The 18,493-nt window shown below is 70.4% G+C and carries 16 protein-coding genes; 1 reads left to right on the forward strand and 15 read right to left on the reverse strand.

The window, feature by feature from the left end:
* Positions 1 to 21: 21 nt before the first annotated feature.
* From ACK4UM_RS08495 to ACK4UM_RS08550, 12 genes are all read right to left on the reverse strand, one after another.
* Positions 22 to 963 (reverse strand): alpha-E domain-containing protein, encoded by a 942-nt coding sequence (locus ACK4UM_RS08495; RefSeq protein ID WP_409797764.1) that lies wholly within the window; start codon positions 961 to 963, stop codon positions 22 to 24.
* 63 nt (positions 964 to 1,026) lie between these two features.
* Positions 1,027 to 2,448, reverse strand: coding sequence for a circularly permuted type 2 ATP-grasp protein (locus ACK4UM_RS08500; RefSeq protein WP_409797766.1), 1,422 nt, complete (start codon positions 2,446 to 2,448; stop codon positions 1,027 to 1,029).
* 115 nt (positions 2,449 to 2,563) lie between these two features.
* Positions 2,564 to 3,187, reverse strand: a complete 624-nt coding sequence (locus ACK4UM_RS08505; RefSeq protein WP_409797768.1) for a LysE family translocator — start codon at positions 3,185 to 3,187, stop codon at positions 2,564 to 2,566.
* 454 nt (positions 3,188 to 3,641) lie between these two features.
* Entirely contained in the window at positions 3,642 to 4,607 is a 966-nt protein-coding gene (locus ACK4UM_RS08510) for a GNAT family N-acetyltransferase (protein ID WP_409797770.1), read from the reverse strand.
* 174 nt (positions 4,608 to 4,781) lie between these two features.
* The gene (locus tag ACK4UM_RS08515; RefSeq protein ID WP_409797772.1) at positions 4,782 to 7,037 is read right to left on the reverse strand and encodes an ATP-binding protein; all 2,256 of its coding nucleotides are present in this window, start codon (positions 7,035 to 7,037) and stop codon (positions 4,782 to 4,784) included.
* A 182-nt stretch (positions 7,038 to 7,219) separates the two neighbouring features.
* Positions 7,220 to 7,441 carry a hypothetical protein gene (locus ACK4UM_RS08520; protein ID WP_409797774.1) on the reverse strand — a complete coding sequence of 74 codons (222 nt, stop codon included), beginning with the start codon at positions 7,439 to 7,441 and terminating at the stop codon, positions 7,220 to 7,222.
* A 15-nt stretch (positions 7,442 to 7,456) separates the two neighbouring features.
* Positions 7,457 to 8,041, reverse strand: coding sequence for an acyl-homoserine-lactone synthase (locus ACK4UM_RS08525; RefSeq protein ID WP_409797775.1), 585 nt, complete (start codon positions 8,039 to 8,041; stop codon positions 7,457 to 7,459).
* A gap of 152 nt (positions 8,042 to 8,193) precedes the next feature.
* Complete coding sequence (locus ACK4UM_RS08530) at positions 8,194 to 9,012, reverse strand: helix-turn-helix transcriptional regulator (RefSeq protein WP_409797777.1); 819 nt, start codon at positions 9,010 to 9,012, stop codon at positions 8,194 to 8,196.
* Positions 9,013 to 9,054: 42 nt separating this feature from the next.
* Positions 9,055 to 9,777, reverse strand: coding sequence for a helix-turn-helix transcriptional regulator (locus ACK4UM_RS08535; protein ID WP_409797779.1), 723 nt, complete (start codon positions 9,775 to 9,777; stop codon positions 9,055 to 9,057).
* An 88-nt stretch (positions 9,778 to 9,865) separates the two neighbouring features.
* The gene (locus ACK4UM_RS08540; protein ID WP_409797780.1) at positions 9,866 to 11,404 is read right to left on the reverse strand and encodes a YifB family Mg chelatase-like AAA ATPase; all 1,539 of its coding nucleotides are present in this window, start codon (positions 11,402 to 11,404) and stop codon (positions 9,866 to 9,868) included.
* Positions 11,405 to 11,500: 96 nt separating this feature from the next.
* Positions 11,501 to 12,139 (reverse strand): LysE family translocator, encoded by a 639-nt coding sequence (locus ACK4UM_RS08545; RefSeq protein ID WP_409797782.1) that lies wholly within the window; start codon positions 12,137 to 12,139, stop codon positions 11,501 to 11,503.
* Between the two features lie 7 nt (positions 12,140 to 12,146).
* On the reverse strand, positions 12,147 to 12,797 hold the full coding sequence (locus ACK4UM_RS08550) for a LysE family translocator (protein ID WP_409797784.1): 651 nt from the start codon (positions 12,795 to 12,797) through the stop codon (positions 12,147 to 12,149).
* Positions 12,798 to 12,927: 130 nt separating this feature from the next.
* Between ACK4UM_RS08550 and ACK4UM_RS08555 the strand changes: the two genes are divergently transcribed.
* Positions 12,928 to 14,313 (forward strand): PLP-dependent aminotransferase family protein, encoded by a 1,386-nt coding sequence (locus tag ACK4UM_RS08555; RefSeq protein ID WP_409797786.1) that lies wholly within the window; start codon positions 12,928 to 12,930, stop codon positions 14,311 to 14,313.
* Positions 14,314 to 14,316: 3 nt separating this feature from the next.
* Here the strand turns inward: ACK4UM_RS08555 and ACK4UM_RS08560 are convergent, their stop codons facing one another.
* The 3 genes from ACK4UM_RS08560 to ilvD all read right to left on the reverse strand — a co-directional run bounded on the left by ACK4UM_RS08560 (position 14,317) and on the right by ilvD (position 17,344).
* Positions 14,317 to 14,745 carry a SufE family protein gene (locus ACK4UM_RS08560; RefSeq protein ID WP_409797788.1) on the reverse strand — a complete coding sequence of 143 codons (429 nt, stop codon included), beginning with the start codon at positions 14,743 to 14,745 and terminating at the stop codon, positions 14,317 to 14,319.
* Between the two features lie 63 nt (positions 14,746 to 14,808).
* Positions 14,809 to 15,627, reverse strand: coding sequence for a tetratricopeptide repeat protein (locus ACK4UM_RS08565; protein WP_409797790.1), 819 nt, complete (start codon positions 15,625 to 15,627; stop codon positions 14,809 to 14,811).
* Positions 15,614 to 17,344: a dihydroxy-acid dehydratase gene (ilvD, locus tag ACK4UM_RS08570; RefSeq protein ID WP_409797792.1), complete on the reverse strand. Its 1,731-nt coding sequence runs from the start codon at positions 17,342 to 17,344 to the stop codon at positions 15,614 to 15,616. The genes ACK4UM_RS08565 and ilvD overlap by 14 nt, the downstream gene beginning before the upstream one ends.
* Positions 17,345 to 18,493: the final 1,149 nt, after the last annotated feature.

Raw genomic sequence — 18,493 nt, forward strand, 5'->3', positions numbered from 1 at the left:
CCTGTCGTTTCGATCGCGTCCTCAGGTGAGGTACTGCTCGGTGATCGCCGCGCCGAGGCCGTTGTTCTCGTCGAGGAAATCGCTCGTCCATTCGTGCAGGCCGCGCCCGAAGATCTCCTCGATCCTCGTGCCGGCGAGACGCGCGGCGGCGTCGCTCGCCTTGCGCTGGGCGGGCCCGCGGCGGCCGTAGAGCTCGGCGATCAGATCGAGATGGCGCACGAGGCTCTCGTAGCAGCAGGCGAGCGAGCGCGGCATCTGCCGGTTGAGGATCAGGAGATCGGCCACGAGCCAAGGCTTCACGCTCTCGCGATAGACCCAGTGATAGGCCGTGTGCGCCTGCACCTCGCGCAGGATCGTCGTCCACTGGAAATAGTCGAGCGTGCCGCCGACGCGCTCGGTGGGCGGGAGCAGCACGTGGTACTTCACGTCGAGGATGCGCGCGGTGTTGTCCGCCCGCTCGATCGAGACGCCGAGCCGCGTGAAATAATAGGCGTCGTTGCGCAGCATCGTCCGATAGGCCGAGCCGTCGAAGCCGAGCGAGACGGTCTTCACCCATTCGAGGAAGGCGGCGAACTGCTCGCGGTCGAGGTCGGCGTTCTGGTAGCGCCGCAGCTCGAGCCAGGCGCCGTTGATCGTCTCCCACATCTCGAGGGTGAGCGCCGTGCGCACCGCGCGCGCGTTCGTGCGGGCGAGCTCGAGGCAGTTGCGGATCGAGGACGGGTTGTGCGGCGAGAAGGCGAGGAAGTCCCGCACCGTGCTCTCGCTGATCGCGTCGTAATGGCGCCGGAAGATCTCCGCGGAGCCGGCGGCGTTGAGCGCGCTCTCCCACTCGTTGCGCTCGGCATTGTAGCTCGTCGGCAGCGAGGCGAGCCGAAGCGTCGCGTCGAGGATGCGGGCGATGAAGTCCGCGCGCTCGGTATAGCGGAAGAGCCAGTACAGGCTGTTGGCGGTTCTCGAGAGCATGTGTCGGCGTTCCCCCGTATTCCCTCGCCCCGTGTTCCTCGGCGCCCGTGTCGATCGCCTGAATCAGCCGTCGAGCACCCAGGTGTCCTTGGTGCCGCCGCCCTGGCTCGAATTGACGACGAGCGAGCCTTCCTTGAGCGCGACGCGGGTGAGCCCGCCGGGCACGATGCGGATCTCGTCGGCGCCCGAGAGCACGAAGGGCCGCAGGTCGACGTGGCGCGGCGCGACCCCGGCCGCGACGAAGGTCGGGCAGGTCGAGAGCGCGAGCGTCGGCTGCGCGATGAAGCCCTGCGGATCGTGGCGCAGCTTCTTGCGGAAGGTCTCGATCTGCTCCTTCGTCGCGTGCGGCCCCACGAGCATGCCATAGCCGCCCGAGCCGTTGACCTCCTTGACGACGAGCTCGGGCAGCCGATCGAGGACGTAGGAGAGCGCCTCCTCCTCGCGGCAGCGGAAGGTCGGCACGTTCTTGAGGATCGGCTCCTCGCCGGTGAAGAAGCGGATGATCTCCGGCATGTAGGTGTAGACCGCCTTGTCGTCGGCGATGCCTGTTCCGACGGCGTTGGCGAGCGTCACGTTGCCTGCGCGATAGGCGTCGAACAGGCCGGGCACCCCGAGCACGGAATCGGGCCGGAAGACGAGCGGATCGAGGAAATCGTCGTCGATGCGCCGATAGACGACGTCGACCCGCTTGGGCCCCTCCGTCGTGCGCATGTAGACGCAGCTGTCCTTCACGAAGAGGTCGGAGGCCTCGACCAGCTCGACGCCGAGCTGGTCGGCGAGGAAGGAGTGCTCGTAATAGGCGGAATTGTACTGCCCGGGCGTCAAGAGCACGACCACGGGATCGCGGCTCGCGTTCGAGGGCGCGACCGAGCGCAGGGTGGCGAGCAGCGCGTCGGGATAGTTCTCCACCGGCGCGACGCGGTGCTGGGCGAACAATTCGGGGAAGAGCCGCATCATCACCTCGCGGTTCTCCAGCATGTAGGAGACCCCCGACGGCGTGCGCGCATTGTCCTCGAGCACGTAGAAGGTGTCGGCATCGACGCGGACGATGTCGATACCGGCGATGTGGCAATAGATGTCGTGCGGAACCTTGAAGCCGCGCATCTCGAGCCGGTAGTGCTCGTTCTTGAAGATCAGATCCGGCGGGACGATGCCCGCGCGCAGGCATTCCTGCTTGCCGTAGAGATCGGCGAGGAACATGTTCAGCGCGCGCACGCGCTGCTTGAGCCCCGCCTCAACGCCCTGCCATTCGCTCTTGGTGATCACGCGCGGGATGATGTCGAAGGGAATCAGGCGCTCGGTCGCGTCGGCGTCGCCGTAGACGGCGAAGGTGATGCCGATGCGCCGGAAGAACAGCTCCGCCTGGCTGCGCCGCGCGTCGAGCACGTCGCGGGGGGTCGTCTCGAGCCAGCGTTTCAGCTTGACGTACGCGTCCCGGCAAAGCCCCGGCGCCTGCCCACCGTCCATCTCGTCGAATGCCGCCATGACCTCCTCGCCGCTCCCGGGGGCCCGCGTCTGAGGCGAGCCGCAACCGAGAGCGTAAAGGCAAGAGGCGTTCCAGGGGAACCCCCCTTTCGGCGAGTAGCGGCGCGAGCGCCCCTCACCCCGTGCGCACCGCGACGCTCGCCACCCCTGCGCCGACGAGCGCCGCGCCGCCGATCCGGTTGACGAGCGCCATCGCGGACGGGCGCTCGGCAAGGCGCCGGGCGCGGGCGGCGAGGAGCGCGTAGGCGAAGGCGTTGGCGAAGGCGAGGACGAGGAAGGTCGCCTGGAAGACGAGCACCTGCGTCAGGAAGTCGCCCGCCGGATCGAGGAATTGCGGCAGGAAGGCCACGAAGAACACGATGCTCTTCGGGTTCAGCGTCGTCACGATCCAGGCATGGGCGAGCATGCGGGCGGGGCGGCTCGCGGCGTTGCGGGGTTCCAGCCGCGCTCCCCCGCCGCCCGCGCGCCACAGCCGGATGCCGAGATAGACGAGATAGGCCGCGCCGATCCACTTGACGATCGTGAACAGCGTCGCCGAGGCGGCGAGGAGCGCCCCGACGCCGATGAGCGAGAGCGTCATCGCGGTGAAGTCCCCCAGAGCCACTCCGATCGCCATCGGCATCGCCACGCGAAAGCCCTGGCCGAGCGCGTAGGAGACGACGAGGAGCACGGTCGGCCCGGGAATCACCACGAGGATCGTCGAGGCGATGGTGAAGGCGACCCAGATTTCGAAGGACATCGGCGATCTCCGCACGCGGCGCTCGCACGAGGAAGCGCCCTCCGCGGCGTGCGGTCAAGTTGGGATCGCCCCACTGCCCCGGGGGGCGGCGCTCTCCTTCCCTGGAGGCTGCGGAGTGCGCGCGTCGAAGTCATCGCAAGTGATCTGCGCCCGCGACGGACGTTTCGGCGTCCGTGCATGCGTGCGCCGAAAACGGCGCAGCCGCTCTCCTTCCCCTCAGGGGAAGGTGGCTCGGGATGCGGACAGCATCCCGAGACGGATGGGGTTTTTCGGCCCGAAGGGCCGAAGGGGCGTTGGGCTTCTCCCTACGTAAGGCGCTTTATGACGACGCCCCTTCGCGCCTGCGGCGCGAATAACCCCATCCGACCCGTCGCCTTCGGCGCCGGGCCACCTTCCCCTGAGGGGAAGGAGAAGGGCGGCGCCTCATCGAGCGGAATGCCCGAACGCGATCGCGTCAGGCGGCGTGGCGGCCGGCTTCGGGGCCGAAATGGGCGACGTAGCGGGGGCTGATGGCGTCGACCGGCAGGACCACGAGGACGTCCGTCGTGCCGAAATGCCGGTCGACCACCGCCCCCTCGCCGAAGCGGGCGCCGAGGCGCAGATAGCCCTTGATCAGGGGTGGCAGAGCGTGGAGCGCGCTCTTCGGATCGACGCGCTCCTTCGGCAACCGGTCCATGCGCACGTAGCGGGCCGGGAGCGCGCGCGCGCGCCAATCGCCGTCCGCCGCGGCGTGGTGATGGAGGAAGCTCAGGGGCAGCGCGAGCGCGTCCGGATCCGTCCCCTCGAGGCTCGCGCAGCCGAGCATCACGTCGATGCGATGGTGGAGCACGTAGGTCCAGATGCCGTGCCAGAGGAGCTCGACCGTGCGCTTGTTGCGGTAGGGCGCGAGCACGCAGGAGCGGCCGAGCTCGAGGAAGCGCGCCTGCGGATGCGCCGCGACGAGCGGCTCGATCGCGTATTCCCCGGCCGAGTAGAAGCCGAAATGGCGCTCGGCCACCTCCTGGCGCAGGAGGCGGTAGGTGCCGACCACGCGCTCGCCCCCGGAGGCGTGGTCGACGACGAGGAGATGGTCGCAGATCGCGTCGAACTCGTCGAAATCGCGCCGCGCGAACGCCACCGCCGGATGCGCGCTCGCGAAGCCCTCGGCATAGAACACCTGGTAGCGCAGAGCCTGGGCGAGACGGATCTCGCGCGGGCTCGTCGCGAGGCGGACCTCGAGGCTGCCGAGACGCCCGAGCGACGCGGGCAGCGCGCCGCGCGCGCCCGGCCGGCGGTTGGTGTTGGCGCCGCGCAGGAAGGCGATCGCGGCCGATCGCGTCTTGCGCAGCGGCCGCACCAATCCCGCGATCTGCGGCGTCAATCTGGAGAGAACGAGGCCCCTCGGCCTCGCGATCGTCTCGGCAGCAGGCACAATCGCCATCCTGTCCCCCGGCATGTCCCCCCGGATCGCGATTCGACGTCGCGACCCCACTTGCGCGTCATAGCCCGCGGCGCCGACACGATTGTGACGCACCATCGCGCCCGCCGTCGTGGCGATCAAGCCTTTTTGCCGGCTGAAGTTCCGGCGACGCGCGGCGGGAGGGAGGCTGGGCGCTCAGGAGGCGCGCGCCATCGTCGTGCCGGCGGCGGGCGGCGCGCGCGAGGCCTCGTCGGGGCGCGGCTCGTCGGCGGGCAGGCCGCCGAGCACGTGGTCGAAATGGCGCGGCTCGAAAGGCTTGGGCAGGAAGCCGTCGAGCCCCGCCTCGCGGGCGGCGTCCTCGTCCTCCTTGAGGACGTTGGCGGTAAGCGCGACGATGCGGCGGGGCACGCGCCGACCGAGCGCGCGCTCGAGCGTCCGAATGCGCCGCGTCGCCTCGAGCCCGTCGAGACCGGGCATGCGGATGTCCATGAGGACGACGTCGTAATCCGGCCGCAGCCCAGAGAACGAGGCTTCCGCCAGCGAGACCGCCTCGTGCCCGTCCTTCGCCCAATCGACGATCGCGCCGCGCTTCTCGAGCGTCTTCACTGCGAGGAGCGCGTTGATCTCGTTGTCCTCCGCGAGGAGCACGCGGGGGGCGCCGGCGCGCGGCGCATTGGCGCGCTCGCCCGGCAGGCGGCGCAAGCGCGCCTGAGGCGCGGCGGCCTCGGCATCCGGCTCGCGGGCCGTCGCTCCGGACGGCGCGGCGACGGGCGCGGCGAGGCGCGCGAGCAGCGAGCGGGTGCGCACCGGCTTCACGAGATAATCGTCGAAGCCTGCCGCGTTGTGGGGCCCGAGATCGCGCCGCTCGAAGGGGGAGACGAGCACGAGCGCGCGCCCGATCCCGGCCTCCCGCGCCGCGATCGCGACGTCGCGGGCGACGTCGTCGCCGAGCGCGCAATCGACGATCAGCGCGTCGAAGGGGCGGCGGTCGGCGGGCGCCGTCGCGATCCGCGCGAGCGCCTCCGCCTCGCCGTCGACGAGCACCGCCTCCGCGCCCGCCTCCGCGAGCCGCTCGACGAGGAACGGCGCCTCGAAGGGGGAGCGGGCGAGGACGAGATAGCGTCGGCCGGCGAGCGCGGCGCGCGGCGCGAGGTCGGGCGCGGTCCGCCCGCCCTCGTCCGCCGGGCGAAGCGGCAGTGCGACCCGGAAGGTGGTGCCGCGTCCGATCGCGCTCTCCACATGGATGGCGCCGCCCATGCCGCCGACGAGCCGTTGCGTGATGGCGAGGCCGAGACCGGTGCCGCCGTGGCGGCGCGCGGCCGAGCCGTCGCCCTGCTCGAATTCCTCGAACAGAGCCGGAATGCGCTCGGCCGCGATGCCGGGGCCGGTATCGGCGACGGCGATCTCGACGCCGCCGCGCACGCTCGCGCGCACCGCGATGCCGACCCCGCCCGTCTCCGTGAACTTGACCGCGTTGCCGGCGAGATTGACGAGGATCTGGCGCACGCGATCGGCGTCGCCGACGAGGCGGACGGGAACGCCGGGCGCGACGATCGAGGCGATCTCGATCCCCTTGCCCTGCGCCCGCGGCGCAAGCAGCTCGACCACGCCCTCGACCACCGCCGCGATCTCGAAGGGCTCGGCGGCGAGCGCGAGCTTGCCGGCCTCGATGCGGGAGAAATCGAGGATCTCGTCGATGAGCGAGAGCAGCGCCACGCCCGACGTCTTCACCGCCCGCGTATAGGTCGTCTGCTCGGCGTCGAGCGGCGTGTCGAGCAGGAGATCGGCCATGCCGAGAATGCCGTTGAGCGGCGTGCGGAATTCGTGGCTGACGGTGGCGAGGAAGCGCGACTTCGCCTCGCTCGCCGCCTCGGCGCGGGCCCGCGCATCGGCGAGCGCGGTCTCGGCGTCGATGCGCTCGGTGATCTCGCGCCCGGCGCGCAACCGCTCGGGCGGGCCCTCGCGAGTGGGCACGTTGGTCTCGATCCAGCCGAGCCAGCGCAGGCCGTCGGGCGTCTCGATCGCCTCGTCGACGAGCCGGGCACCGTCGGCGGAGAGCCGCGCCGGGCGGCTCTCGACGACGCGCGGCGCGCAGGCCTGCCCGATCAGCGCCGCGGGCGGGCGCCCGAGCAAGCGGCCATAGCCCTCGTTGGCGTAGGTGATGCGCCCCTGCGCGTCGGTCTGCACGAGCGCGTCGACCTGGGATTCGACGAGCGCGCGGAAGAAGGCCGCCGCCTCCGCCTCCTGCCAGGCGCGGTCCTGGGCCGCTTCGAGCGCGCTCGCGAGCCGCTCGTTCTCGGCCGCAAGCGCGTTCGCGCGGGCCTCGACGCGCAGGTGATCGCGCAGCACGAGCACCGCCGCGACGATCGCCGCGATGCCGAAGGCGAGCCCGCCGACGGCGAGCGCGGTCAGCGCGTTGAAGCGAGAGAATTCGAAGATCAGCCCGTCCATGCCCGCACCCTCAAGCGACGCGCATGCTGCACCGGGAGGGCTGAAGGTCGGCTTGAGAAACACGGTGGACGCGATCTTCGCGCGATCGGCGGGATTTCGTGCGGTGCCGGCAAGGAACGGTCAACGAATGCGGAAGCCGCCGACCGGGGGTCGGCGGCTTCGTCGTCAGACTGGAGTCGCGATCAGGAGAGTTTGCTACGGCGGTGCTCGTGGAGGGTCTCGATGAACCGCAGCGCCAAGCGCCGCTCGTCCTCGTCCAACATCGCCGCGGACTCGACGATGTTCTCGATCAGCGGTTCCTTGATGAAATAAAGGCTCCGCACTTCACCCGGACTGAGCTTGAGGACATCGTCCTTGCGCGTCTTTCTGGGGGCCGGCTTCAGGTGAACGACCGTCTTGGACATGTTTGGTCTTCTCTCTCACGCAGCCGAAACGTCTCTCTGGCCGTAGTCCTGCTCGAGAATGGGCCCCGTGATGCCGCTCGCCTTGCGGAGGTTGTACTCCATCTCGTCGCCGAGTTCGAAGAGCGCCGCGAAGGCGATCGTCTTGCCGATCCGGACGGGGCTCGAGATCGGCTCCGCGCGGCAATCGGCCCGGCGCAGGACCCGCGCCATGAATGCGTCGTACACCGACACGATGTGCGTCGCCCCGAGCCGACGACAGAACTCGTTCATGCCGAGCAGGAGCTCGGCGGTCGGGCGGCTGAGCCGGTTCTTCGTGAGGTCGATCTCCGCGTCGGGATCGATCGAGAAGCGGCTCGACTCCCAAATGAGCGGACTCTCGACACGCTTCCCCTCCGGCAGGAGTTCGGGAAAGACGTCGTTGAGCATGTTGTAGCCGGTCGTCGGGAGGAGCCGATTGCTGCCGAGCACCCGCCCGTCGTCATCGAGGCAGATGTTGTATACGCAATCCATCGCGTCGAACCCGTCGATCTCCCACTCGTTGATGATCGACACGTCCCATTGAAGACGATCGTGAAATACTTTCTTGCAGATCCGATGCATCGCATCGATCTCGCGCGGGAAAAGCCCCCGTTCGTGGCTTTGAATGAGCCTGATCATATTCGCTCTCCCGTCTTAAGTTCGGTGAACTCGACGGAAGAAAAATCGCACAAACGAGGACACAATCCACCTGTCGAAAACGACAGGTTTTCACGTCATGGTAGCGCGATCACACCATAAGAGATTGCCTTCGACACCGCGTGGGTGGTGGAGAGGGCGTTTAGTTTGAAGCGGGCATTTTCGAGATGGAAGCGAACTGTGCGTTCACTGAGACCCAGGATCGCAGATGTGTCCCAAATCGTCTTTCCGGCTGCACACCACCTCAGACATTCCTTCTCCCGCTCCGACAGCTTCTCCGCGTAATCGTTCTGGTCGATGCGTTCGACCTTCAGCGCCCAGGAATGGAAGTAATAAGAAATAACCATAAATTCCTTGATCAACACACGCTTGAGCATCTGCCACTCGGCCGGACGCGCGTCGGCATTGATCGAGAAGAGCGCGAACTCGCCGTGCCGGCCGCGGATGGGGAACGAGATCCCCTGCGCGCCGATGTCGAATTCCTGCGCTTCTCCGAACATTCGCCTGATCGCCGGCTTGCGCCGATCGAGTTCCCCCCAGTCGATGGGAAGCACCCCTGCGAGACCGAACCGGACGACCGGATCGATATTGACGTAGTCCCGCTGCTCGTAATGACGAACCCAATCCGGAGAATAGGTCACCGAGACCAATGGCCGCTGTCGACGCTCGGAGGGAAGATTGAGACCGAGATACGCGACGTGCTTCAGTCCGAAACGATCCATGTGCTCGCGCAGGATCGAATGCCCTTCCGCAAGCTTCTCGGCGGAGGCGATCTTGTCGATCAGATCGAATGCGCTCTCGGTCCCGGACATGACTTCAGCCTTGATCACGCACCCTGCGTCACCCTCGCCGCGACGCAGGACCCGATGCTCGGCTCTGCTCGCGGCGGCGACCATACCACGAATCCGATGGCGTCGCGCGGGGGATTGCAGCAACGCTTACACGAGGAGAATGCGCTCGTTGATGGCGATCGCAACGGCATGGTTGCGATTGACGGCGTCGAGCTTCCTGCACGACGAGGAGATGTGCGCGAGAGCCGTCCTTTCGGCGATGCCGAGCCGCCGCGCGATCTCCTGCGTGCAATGGCCCTTCGCCAGCATCATCAGGACCTGACGCTCGCGATCTGTCAAGGCGCGACGCGGCGTTCGACGCTCGGGATCGGCGATGCGCGCCGCCGCCTCGTACGCGCCGAGCGCGAGCATGACGATGCCGCCGGTCGCCTTGGGTGCCACCCGCGCGTCGGCGCCGCTGAACGAGACGCATCCGACGGAGCCGCCGACGCCGAAGACCGGCACGCAGAAGCCGCTTCTCATCCCCGCAGCGCGCGCCTGGGCCATTACCCGGGCGGCGAAGGGGTCCCGCACCGGATCATAGGGCGCCTCCGACCACGCGAACGGCACCGGAGAGATCCGACACCGACGTGCCACGGGATCATGCTGCAGGAAGCCTGATCGCAGGTAGTGCTCCCTCCAGCCCGCCGGCAGATCCTCGTGCAGGATGGCGGAGCCGAGTTCGGCTCCGGTCTTGGGAAGGCCGGTGACCACGCTGTAGGTGAGGCCGAGGTGCTCGAGCGTATCGCGCGGGGCATCGCGAAGCGCCTCGCGCGTCTCGGCTCGTCTCAGCGCCTCCACGCAGACGAACGGATCGGTCACGCCGCTCACCTCTTGTTGCTGCTCGCCCGCCCGACAACGCCCCACCCTCTGGCGCGGCAGGATGCCGCGTGGGAAGCGGGTTCGCAAGCACCTTTCGTCATGCCGCCGCTCGCCTGCGGTCGAGATGCGAGCGGTAGGACAATGCCTCCGCGAGATGCACGCGACGAACGCGCTCCTCCCCCTGAAGGTCGGCGAGGGTGCGGGCGACCTTGAGAACGCGGTGGAAGCCGCGCGCGGAGAGCCTGAGCGCGCTCGCCGCGTCGCGCAGGAGCGCCATGCCCTCGGCGTCCGGCCGCGCGACCTCCTCGAGCAGCGCGGCCGGGCAGGCGGCATTGGTGGTGGCGGCGTCGAGCCCGAGCCCGGAATAGCGCGCGCTCTGCGTCGCCCGCGCCGCCGCGACCCGCGCCGCCACCTCGGCCGAGCCCTCCCCGGGCGAGGGCAGGATCAGGTCCGCCGCGGAAACCGCCGGGACCTCGATCGTCAGGTCGATGCGATCGAGAAGCGGCCCTGACAAGCGCGACTGGTAATGCGCCATGCAGCGCTCGTTGGGCCCGCGCCGACAGGCATAGCCGGGCTCGGTCGCCTGGCCGCAACGGCAGGGGTTCATCGCGGCGACGAGCTGGAAGCGGGCCGGATAGGTGACCCGCGCATTGGCCCGCGCGATCATCACCTCTCCCGTCTCCAGCGGTTGGCGCAGGCTGTCGAGGGTCTGCGGCTGGAATTCGGGCAGCTCGTCGAGAAACAGGACGCCGCGATGGGCGAGCGACACCTCGCCGGGCCGCGCCGTCGAGCCGCCGCCGACGAGCGCCGCGGTCGAGGCCGAATGGTGGGGCGCGCGAAACGGCCGGCGGTCGGAGAGCTTGCCCTCCTCGATCAGCCCCGCCACCGAATGGACGAGCGAGACCTCGATCAGCTCGCGCGGCGCGAGCGCGGGAAGGATCGAGGGCAGGCGCTGGGCGAGCATCGACTTGCCGGCGCCGGGCGGCCCCGACATCAAGAGATTGTGCCCGCCCGCAGCCGCGATCTCGAGCACGCGCTTGGCGCTCTCCTGCCCCTTGATCTCGCGCAGATCCGGCAGCGCGGCGCTCGCCCGCGCGATCGCCGGCCGGGGTCGCGCGAGCACCTGCGTGCCCTTGAAGTGGTTGGCGAGCTGGACGAGGTTCTCGGGCGCGAGGACCTCGATCTCGCTCGACGCCCAGGCCGCCTCCGGTCCGCAGGCATGCGGGCAGATCAGCCCCTGCCCGCGCGCGTGCGCCGCCATCGCGGCGGGCAGCACGCCCGCGACCGGCGTGATCGCGCCGTCGAGCGCGAGCTCGCCCAGGACCGTAAAGCCTTCGAGCGCGTCCGACGGGATCGCCCCGAGCGCCGCCATGATGCCGAGCGCGATCGGCAGGTCGAAATGGCTGCCCTCCTTCGGCAGATCCGCCGGCGCGAGGTTCACCGTGATCCGCTTCGAGGGCAAGGCGAGGCCCGAGGAGATCATCGCCGAGCGCACCCGCTCGCGGCTCTCCCCCACCGCCTTGTCCGGCAGGCCGACGACGTTGAAGGCGATCTGCCCCGCCGCGATCTGGACCTGCACGTCCACCGCCCGCGCCTCGACGCCTTCGAAGGAGACGGTGGAGACACGCGTGACCATGAGGCAACCCCGAGAGAAGCGGCTGCGAGCCGAGACGGATCACGGTTGCATGTTCGTTCGCCGCTGACAAGCGCGTGCGGTCACGGATGCGAACATTCAACTCCAGATCGCGAGGCCGATCCCTGCCGCGACGAGCCCCGCACCGACGACCCGCTCGATCGGACCGCGCATCCGACGATAGGCGGCCCGGGCCGGCCCGCGGGCGAGGAGAAGCGCGATGCCGCCATACCAGAGGAGCTCGACCGCGAGGATCGCGAGAAGCACGATCCCCTTGGCCGACAAGGCCATGCCCGCCGGGATCGCCGCTGCGAACACGCCCGCGAAGAAGGCGAGGCCCTTCGGATTGGTGAGGCAGACGAGAGCCCCGAGGCGCAGGCCCGCGAGCGTCTCGCGGGTGCCTGCGATCAGGGCGGCGTCCGGCTCCCGCGCCGTCGGCTCGCAGCCCGCGCCGCGGAAGACGGCGATGCCGACATGGACGAGGTAGAGCCCGCCCGCGATCGCGAGGAGCCGGCGCGCCGCGGGCTCGGCGGCGAGGAGCGCGGCGAGGCCGCCCATCGCGAGCGCGGCGGCGAGTACGGCGGCGAGGCCGTGCCCGAGCGCGGCGGCGAGCGCCGCTCGCACCTCCCCCGAAGCGGCGAGGCGCGCGATCAGCGCGAAGCTCGGCCCGGGGCTCACGACGACGCCGCAATAGATCGCGACGAGCGCGAGGATGGCGGAGATGTCGGCGGCGCTCATCGAGCCCTCACGGCAGCACCAGCCGCACCGCCGCCGCCGCGAGGATCCCCGCGACGAGGGTCTCGAGCGGCCGGCGCAGCCTCAGATACGCCTTGGCCGAGCCCTCGCTCGCGGCGAGCGTCGCGAGCAGCGGATAGAACGAGAGGGCGAAAGCGGCGGCGCCGGCGAGCACCGCGAGCGGCGCCCAGGCGGGGCTTCCCGGCGGCGTCCCGATGGCGACGACGGCGATCCAGGCGAGCGGCGCCTTCGGATTGGCGAGGTGGACGAGAAGTCCGCGCACGGCCTCGGCGCGGACCTCTCGGGGACGGCCGCGAAAGGCCTCGCCCGCCGCGAAAGCGGGCCCCGGCCCGATCGCCGAGGCGAGCGCCCGCAGCGCGAGCCAGGCGAGGAGAACGGCGCCGGCGACGCGCAAGGCGTCGAGGAGGCGGGGCTCGGCCGCGATCGCCGCCGCAAGACCGAGCGTCGTCGCAAGGCCCCAAATCGCCGAGCCGGCGCACACGCCGAGCGCGAACGCGATCCCGGCCCGTCGCCCCGACCGGGCCGAGACGACGACGGTCGCGAGGATCGCGGGGCCCGGCGTGCAGGTCGAGAGGACGAAGACCCCCCAGGCGGCGAGGATCGGGGCGAGCGCGTCGGGTATCGGCGCGGGGAAGCTCATGGCGGAGACGATCGTTGCGGGGATCACGCGATGCCGCCGTGACGGTGCGGTGGTCCCGTGATACGGCACGTGACACTCGCTCGCCATTCGAATAGTGTCACGTGACGCTAAACCGGAAAGGAGCGCCCGCGTGCGCCTCGCCTCTCCCTGGACGCCCCGTCTCGCCGCGGGCGCGGGACCCGTGTCCGAGCGCCTCGCCGAGGCGCTCGCGGAGGATATCGTCGAGGGGCGCCTGCCCACCGGGGCCCGGCTCCCGGCGCATCGCGATCTCGCCTGGCGGCTCGGCATCGGCATCGGCACCGTGACGAAGGCCTATGGCGCGCTCGCCCGCCGCGGTCTCGTCCGCGCCGCCCGAGGGCGGGCGATGTTCGTGGCGCCGCCGCCGGGCTCCGCCGACGGGCTCGTCGACCTCTCCCGCAACGCCCCGCCGTCGGGGCTGACGCGGCGCCTCGTCGCCACGACGCTCGCCGCGCTCGCCAAGCGGCTCGAGCCGGACATGCTCGCGCTCTACCTGCCGGCCGGAGGGCGTGCCTGCGATCGGGAGGCGATGGCGCGCTGGCTTGCGGAACTCGGGCTCGCGACGCCGCCCGATCGGCTGTTTCTCGTCAACGGCGCGCAGCAGGCCCTCGCGATCGCCTTCCACCTCGCTGCGGGGCCGCGCGGTCCGATCCTGACCGAGGCGCTGACCTATCCCGGCGCGATCGCGCTCGCGGCCCATGCCGGGCGCAGCCTCGTGCCGGTGGCGATCGACGCGGAAGGCCTCGTGCCGGACGCGCTCGAGGCGGCGCTCGCGGCGTGCGCGCGCGCCGGGGAACGCCCGGTCGCGTACGTCACGCCGACCCTCCACAACCCGACGACGGCCACGATGGGCGCCGCGCGGCGCGAGGCGATCGTCGCGCTCGCCCGCCGCTTCGATGCGCTCCTCGTGGAGGACGACGTCTACGCCTTCTCCGCCGACGGCAGCCGCCCGCCCCTCGCGGCGCTCGCTCCGGAGCGCGTCCTGTATGCGACGAGCCTCTCGAAGACGCTCTCGCCGGGCCTGCGCATCGGTGCCCTGGTGGTCCCCCCGGGTTTCGAGCAGGCGGCCGAGGCGGCGCTCGTCGCGAGCGCGGCGAGCGTCTCGCCCCTCTCCTGCGCGGTGCTCGCTTATTGGCTCGCGGACGGCGCGGCGGACGCCATCCGCGCGGCGATCCGCGAGGAGGCGGCGGCGCGGGTCGCCCTCGCGCGCCGGGCATTCGAGCGTGCGGGGATCGCGCTCGCGCTGCCGCAGGTTCCGGGCTTCCACGCCTTCCTCCCGCTGCCGCGCGCGGCGGCGGAGCGGCTCGCGGGGGCGGCGGCGGCGCACGGCATCCGGGTGACGCCGCCCGATGCGGTGAGCGTCGATCGAATCGGATCGGAATCGGGCATCAGGCTGTGCTTGGGCGCGCCGCCCGTCGACAGGCTCGGCGACGCGCTGACGCGGATCGCCGAACTCGCCCGCGACGTCGGCGAGGAGCGGCTCGTCGTCGCGCGGTGACGATCAGGCCGCGGCCGCGGCGGCGACGGCGTCGCGGCGGATGCGCTCGACCATGGCGCGCACGCCGTTCGAGCGCTGCGGCGTGAGATGCTCGCGCAGGCCGAGCCGATCGAACACCTCGACGGCGTCGGTGCGCGCGATCTCGGAGGCGGGGCGGCCGGAATAGAGGGCGACGAGCAGAGCCACGAGCCCGCGCACGATGTGGGCGTCGCTGTCGCCGCGAAAAGCGAGCACCGGGTCCGGCCCGGACCGGTCCACCTGCGTCTCGAGCCAGACCTGGCTCGCGCAGCCATGGACCTTGTTCGCCTCGTTGTGCGCCTCCGCCGGCAGCTCCGGCAGCATCCGCCCGAGCTCGATCACGTAGCGGTAGCGCTCCTCCCAGTCGTCGAGGAATTCGAGGTTGGAGACGATCTCGTCGAAATTCGGCAGCATGACCCTACTTTGGCGCAGAGGCGGCGAAGAGCAAGGGGAAGCTCGGAGATTGGCCGCCCGCCCTCACCGCTCGCTCGACAGATGCCGCTCGAGATACGCGAGTGCGCCCTGGCGGTCGGTCTCGCTGGCGGCGGCGACGGCGCGCTCGTAGAGATCGGCGATCCAGTGGTCGTGGACCGGATCGGCGGCGTCGCGGGCGAGGGTGAGCCACATCAGGCCGAGCGCGCGCTGGCGCGGCACGCCGTCGCCGGCGATCAGCATGTGGCCGAGGAGCGCTTGCGCGGGCGCGTGGCCCTTGGCGGCGGCGAGGTTGAACCAGCGCGCGGCCATGCGCGGATTGGGCGCGACGCCGCGCCCGTCGAGATAGAGCCGCGCGAGGTTGTATTGCGCGTTCGCGTCGCCGAACCAGGAGGCGGCGTAGGAGAACATCTCGTGGGCCCGCCCGGGATTGGGGCGGACATAGGTGCCGTCGATCCCGTCGAGGAAATAGGCGCCGAGCGCGACGAAGGCGCTCGCCACCACCCCGGCCTCGATCGTGTCGAGGCCGCGCTCGGCGTGATTGTCGGCGATGCGGGAGAAATATTCGAAGGCGCGCAGGTCGTCGTGCGCCACGCCGTCGCCGGACGCGTACATGCGCCCGAGCTTCCACATCGCGAGCGTGTCCCCCTTCACCGCCGCGAACTCGAGCGCGCGCACGGCGCCGACCTTGTCGCCGGCATTGTAGTCGCGCATGCCGTGACGCAGCGCGTCGCGCACCGAGGCGAAGGGCGAGTCGGCCGTGCCGTCGACCGCGCCCGCCGGGCTCGCGAGGAGCGCGAGACCGAGGGCGGCGGCCGCGAGCGCGGACGCACGGAAGGGGGACGACCGCTCAGATGTCCGCATAACACGTCTTTTCGTGCGCGCCGCCCGGATGGGTGACGGCGCCGTCCTTGGCCGGGCCGACCGTCTGGGCGTATTTCCAGAGATAGCCGGACGCGTAGCCCGTCTCGCGCGGCGTCCATTCCTGGCGCCGACGGTCGAGCTCCTCGTCCGAGAGATGGACCACGAGAGTGCCCTCGATGGCGTCCATCTCGATGATGTCGCCGTCGCGCAGGAGGCCGATCGGGCCGCCGACGGCGGCCTCCGGGCCGACATGGCCCACGCAGAAGCCGCGGGTGGCGCCCGAGAAGCGCCCGTCGGTGATCAGCGCGACCTTGTCGCCCATGCCCTGGCCGTAGAGCGCGGCGGTCGTCGACAGCATCTCGCGCATGCCGGGGCCGCCCTTGGGCCCCTCGTAGCGGATGACGAGGACCTCGCCCTCCTCGTAGGCGCGGTTCTTGACCGCCTCGAAGCAGGCCTCCTCGCCGTCGAAGACGCGGGCGGGGCCCTTGAAGACCTGCTTCTCGGGCGGCATGCCCGCGACCTTCACGATCGCGCCCTCGGGCGCGAGGTTGCCCTTGAGGCCGACGACGCCGCCGGTGGGGGTGATCGGCGCATCGGCCGGGCGCACCACGTCCTGCGCGGCGTTCCACTTCACGCCCGCGAGGTTCTCCGCCATCGTGCGGCCGGTCACGGTCAGGCAGTCGCCGTGCAGATAGCCGTGGTCGAGGAGCGTCTTCATGAGGAGGGGAATGCCGCCGACCTCGAAGAGATCCTTGGCGACGTAGCGCCCGCCGGGCTTGAGATCGGCGATGTAGGGCGTGCGCTTGAAGATCTCGGCGACCTCCTCGAGGCCGAACGAGATGCCCGCCTCGTGCGCGATCGCCGGCAGATGGAGCGCCGCGTTGGTCGAGCCGCCGGAGGCCGCCACCACGACCGCCGCGTTCTCGAGCGCCTTGCGGGTGACGATGTCGCGCGGGCGGATGTTCTTGGCGATCAGCTCCATCACCATCTCGCCGGCCGTCATGCAGAACCGGTCGCGGATCTCGTAGGGCGCGGGCGCGCCGGCCGAATAGGGCAGCGCGAGGCCGATCGCCTCGGAGACGGTCGCCATCGTGTTCGCGGTGAATTGCGCGCCGCAGGCGCCGGCGGACGGGCAGGCGACGCGCTCGAGCTCGGCGAGATCCTCGTCCGACATGGCGCCGACCGAGTGCTTGCCGACCGCCTCGAACACGTCCTGCACGGTGACGGGCTGGCCGCGGAAGGAGCCCGGCAGGATCGTCCCGCCATAGATGAAGATCGAGGGCACGTTGAGGCGCACCATCGCCATCATCATGCCCGGCAGCGACTTGTCGCAGCCCGCCATGCCCACGAGGGCGTCGTAGGCGTGGCCGCGCATCGTCAGCTCGACGGAATCGGCGATCACCTCGCGCGAGGGCAGCGAGGCGCGCATGCCCTCGTGGCCCATGGCGATGCCGTCGGTGACCGTGATGGTGCAGAACTCGCGCGGGGTGCCGTTCTTGGCCGCGACGCCCTTCTTCACCGCCTGAGCCTGGCGCATCAGCGAGATGTTGCAGGGCGCGGCCTCGTTCCAGCAGGTCGCGACGCCGACCAGAGGCTGGTGGATCTGCTCGTCGGTGAGGCCCATGGCGTAGAGGTAGGACCGGTGCGGGGCACGCGAGGGCCCCTCCGTCACGTGACGGCTCGGCAGCTTGCTCTTGTCGTAGACGCGCTCGCTCATCGTGACCTCATCCTCCCACGAATGCTCTGCCCTTCCCTTAACGGGACCGGTCCCGCTCTCATATGCAGGGGTCCGCATCCTCGCCAAGCGTGGCGATTGCCGCGCCGGACGCGGACGGCCGTGCCCCGCGAGCATGCAAGCGGGTACGGCTCGACCGCTAAAGTATTGAAAGACCGAGCATTTGTGACGCCTAGCAGGATGCGCTCCGACTGTGGCGGGATCGCGGCGTGGGCCGGGGCGGGACTGCGGCACGTCGGCTTAGCCGGCGAGTGTGACCGGCGGGCAACATGTCGCAGCGGCGCCCCGCGCTCAGACCCGCGCGATCGCCCGCCGCAGAGCCGCGACGCCGCAGGCGAGGCGAGCATGCGCGCGAGCATGGCGCCCAAAGCTTGACGGGGGGTGAAGCGTGCAGTGCACACGGACAGGGCGCGCACTCTCCTTCCCCCGAGAGTTTGGAAATTTTTCCCCGCCCGTCATTCCGGGGCGCGAAGCGAGCCCGGAACCCAGAACCCCGACGTTGGTTCGAGCGCGCATGCGCGCTCGCTCCTGAACTCAAGAATGCCGATGCCTTGAGGGACGCAGCCTACAGGCTGCTCATCCGAGGTCGAGAGTCTGGGTTCCGGGCTCGCTTCGCGCCCCGGAATGACGGCGCGGAGGTTCTAGGAGAAAGACTCACAAACTCTGAGCGGAGCGCTTGTGAATCGTTCGGAGGTTGTCATCCTGGGCCGCGAAGCGGACCCGGGACCCATACCCTCGACGAGAAGTCCGAGCGCGCATGCCGCGCTCGCTCCTCCACCTTTCAGCAGCTTCCGTCGTCGGAGAAACGCAGCCTACAGGCTGCGACTGACACGTCGTGGATATGGGTCCCGGATCGCCCTCTAGCGTCCGGGATGACATCGTCGGGGCTGCTCCCCCGTGTCATCCCCGGCCGGAGCACGCGTAGCGTGCGCAGGGGAAGGGGACCCAGCACAGGAAGACGCTTGCGGAGCAAGCGCTCGCGCCGCCGACCAGGCGGCTCGTCGCCGCCACAAGTGCTTGCTCCGCAAGCGATTCTCGTGCTGGGTCCCCTTGTAATAGCGAACCCTGATATGACGGTCCTGCTCTTCGGGGCGCCGGGGCCCGGGGGGGGCCCCCCGGGGCGGGCGGCCG

This window comes from Salinarimonas sp. (assembly GCF_046292825.1).
Lineage (GTDB): Bacteria > Pseudomonadota > Alphaproteobacteria > Rhizobiales > Beijerinckiaceae > Salinarimonas.

What these genes read in the sequence shown, in the direction of transcription:
- ACK4UM_RS08495 (WP_409797764.1), bottom strand. Translation starts at nt 963, where the DNA reads ATGCTCTCGAGAACCGCCAACAGCCTGTACTGGCTCTTCCGCTATACC.
- ACK4UM_RS08500 (WP_409797766.1), bottom strand. Translation starts at nt 2,448, where the DNA reads ATGGCGGCATTCGACGAGATGGACGGTGGGCAGGCGCCGGGGCTTTGC.
- ACK4UM_RS08505 (WP_409797768.1), bottom strand. Translation starts at nt 3,187, where the DNA reads ATGTCCTTCGAAATCTGGGTCGCCTTCACCATCGCCTCGACGATCCTC.
- ACK4UM_RS08510 (WP_409797770.1), bottom strand. Translation starts at nt 4,607, where the DNA reads ATGGCGATTGTGCCTGCTGCCGAGACGATCGCGAGGCCGAGGGGCCTC.
- ACK4UM_RS08515 (WP_409797772.1), bottom strand. Translation starts at nt 7,037, where the DNA reads ATGGACGGGCTGATCTTCGAATTCTCTCGCTTCAACGCGCTGACCGCG.
- ACK4UM_RS08520 (WP_409797774.1), bottom strand. Translation starts at nt 7,441, where the DNA reads ATGTCCAAGACGGTCGTTCACCTGAAGCCGGCCCCCAGAAAGACGCGC.
- ACK4UM_RS08525 (WP_409797775.1), bottom strand. Translation starts at nt 8,041, where the DNA reads ATGCATCGGATCTGCAAGAAAGTATTTCACGATCGTCTTCAATGGGAC.
- ACK4UM_RS08530 (WP_409797777.1), bottom strand. Translation starts at nt 9,012, where the DNA reads ATGGTCGCCGCCGCGAGCAGAGCCGAGCATCGGGTCCTGCGTCGCGGC.
- ACK4UM_RS08540 (WP_409797780.1), bottom strand. Translation starts at nt 11,404, where the DNA reads ATGGTCACGCGTGTCTCCACCGTCTCCTTCGAAGGCGTCGAGGCGCGG.
- ACK4UM_RS08545 (WP_409797782.1), bottom strand. Translation starts at nt 12,139, where the DNA reads ATGAGCGCCGCCGACATCTCCGCCATCCTCGCGCTCGTCGCGATCTAT.
- ACK4UM_RS08550 (WP_409797784.1), bottom strand. Translation starts at nt 12,797, where the DNA reads ATGAGCTTCCCCGCGCCGATACCCGACGCGCTCGCCCCGATCCTCGCC.
- ACK4UM_RS08560 (WP_409797788.1), bottom strand. Translation starts at nt 14,745, where the DNA reads ATGCTGCCGAATTTCGACGAGATCGTCTCCAACCTCGAATTCCTCGAC.
- ACK4UM_RS08565 (WP_409797790.1), bottom strand. Translation starts at nt 15,627, where the DNA reads ATGCGGACATCTGAGCGGTCGTCCCCCTTCCGTGCGTCCGCGCTCGCG.
- ilvD (WP_409797792.1), bottom strand. Translation starts at nt 17,344, where the DNA reads ATGAGCGAGCGCGTCTACGACAAGAGCAAGCTGCCGAGCCGTCACGTG.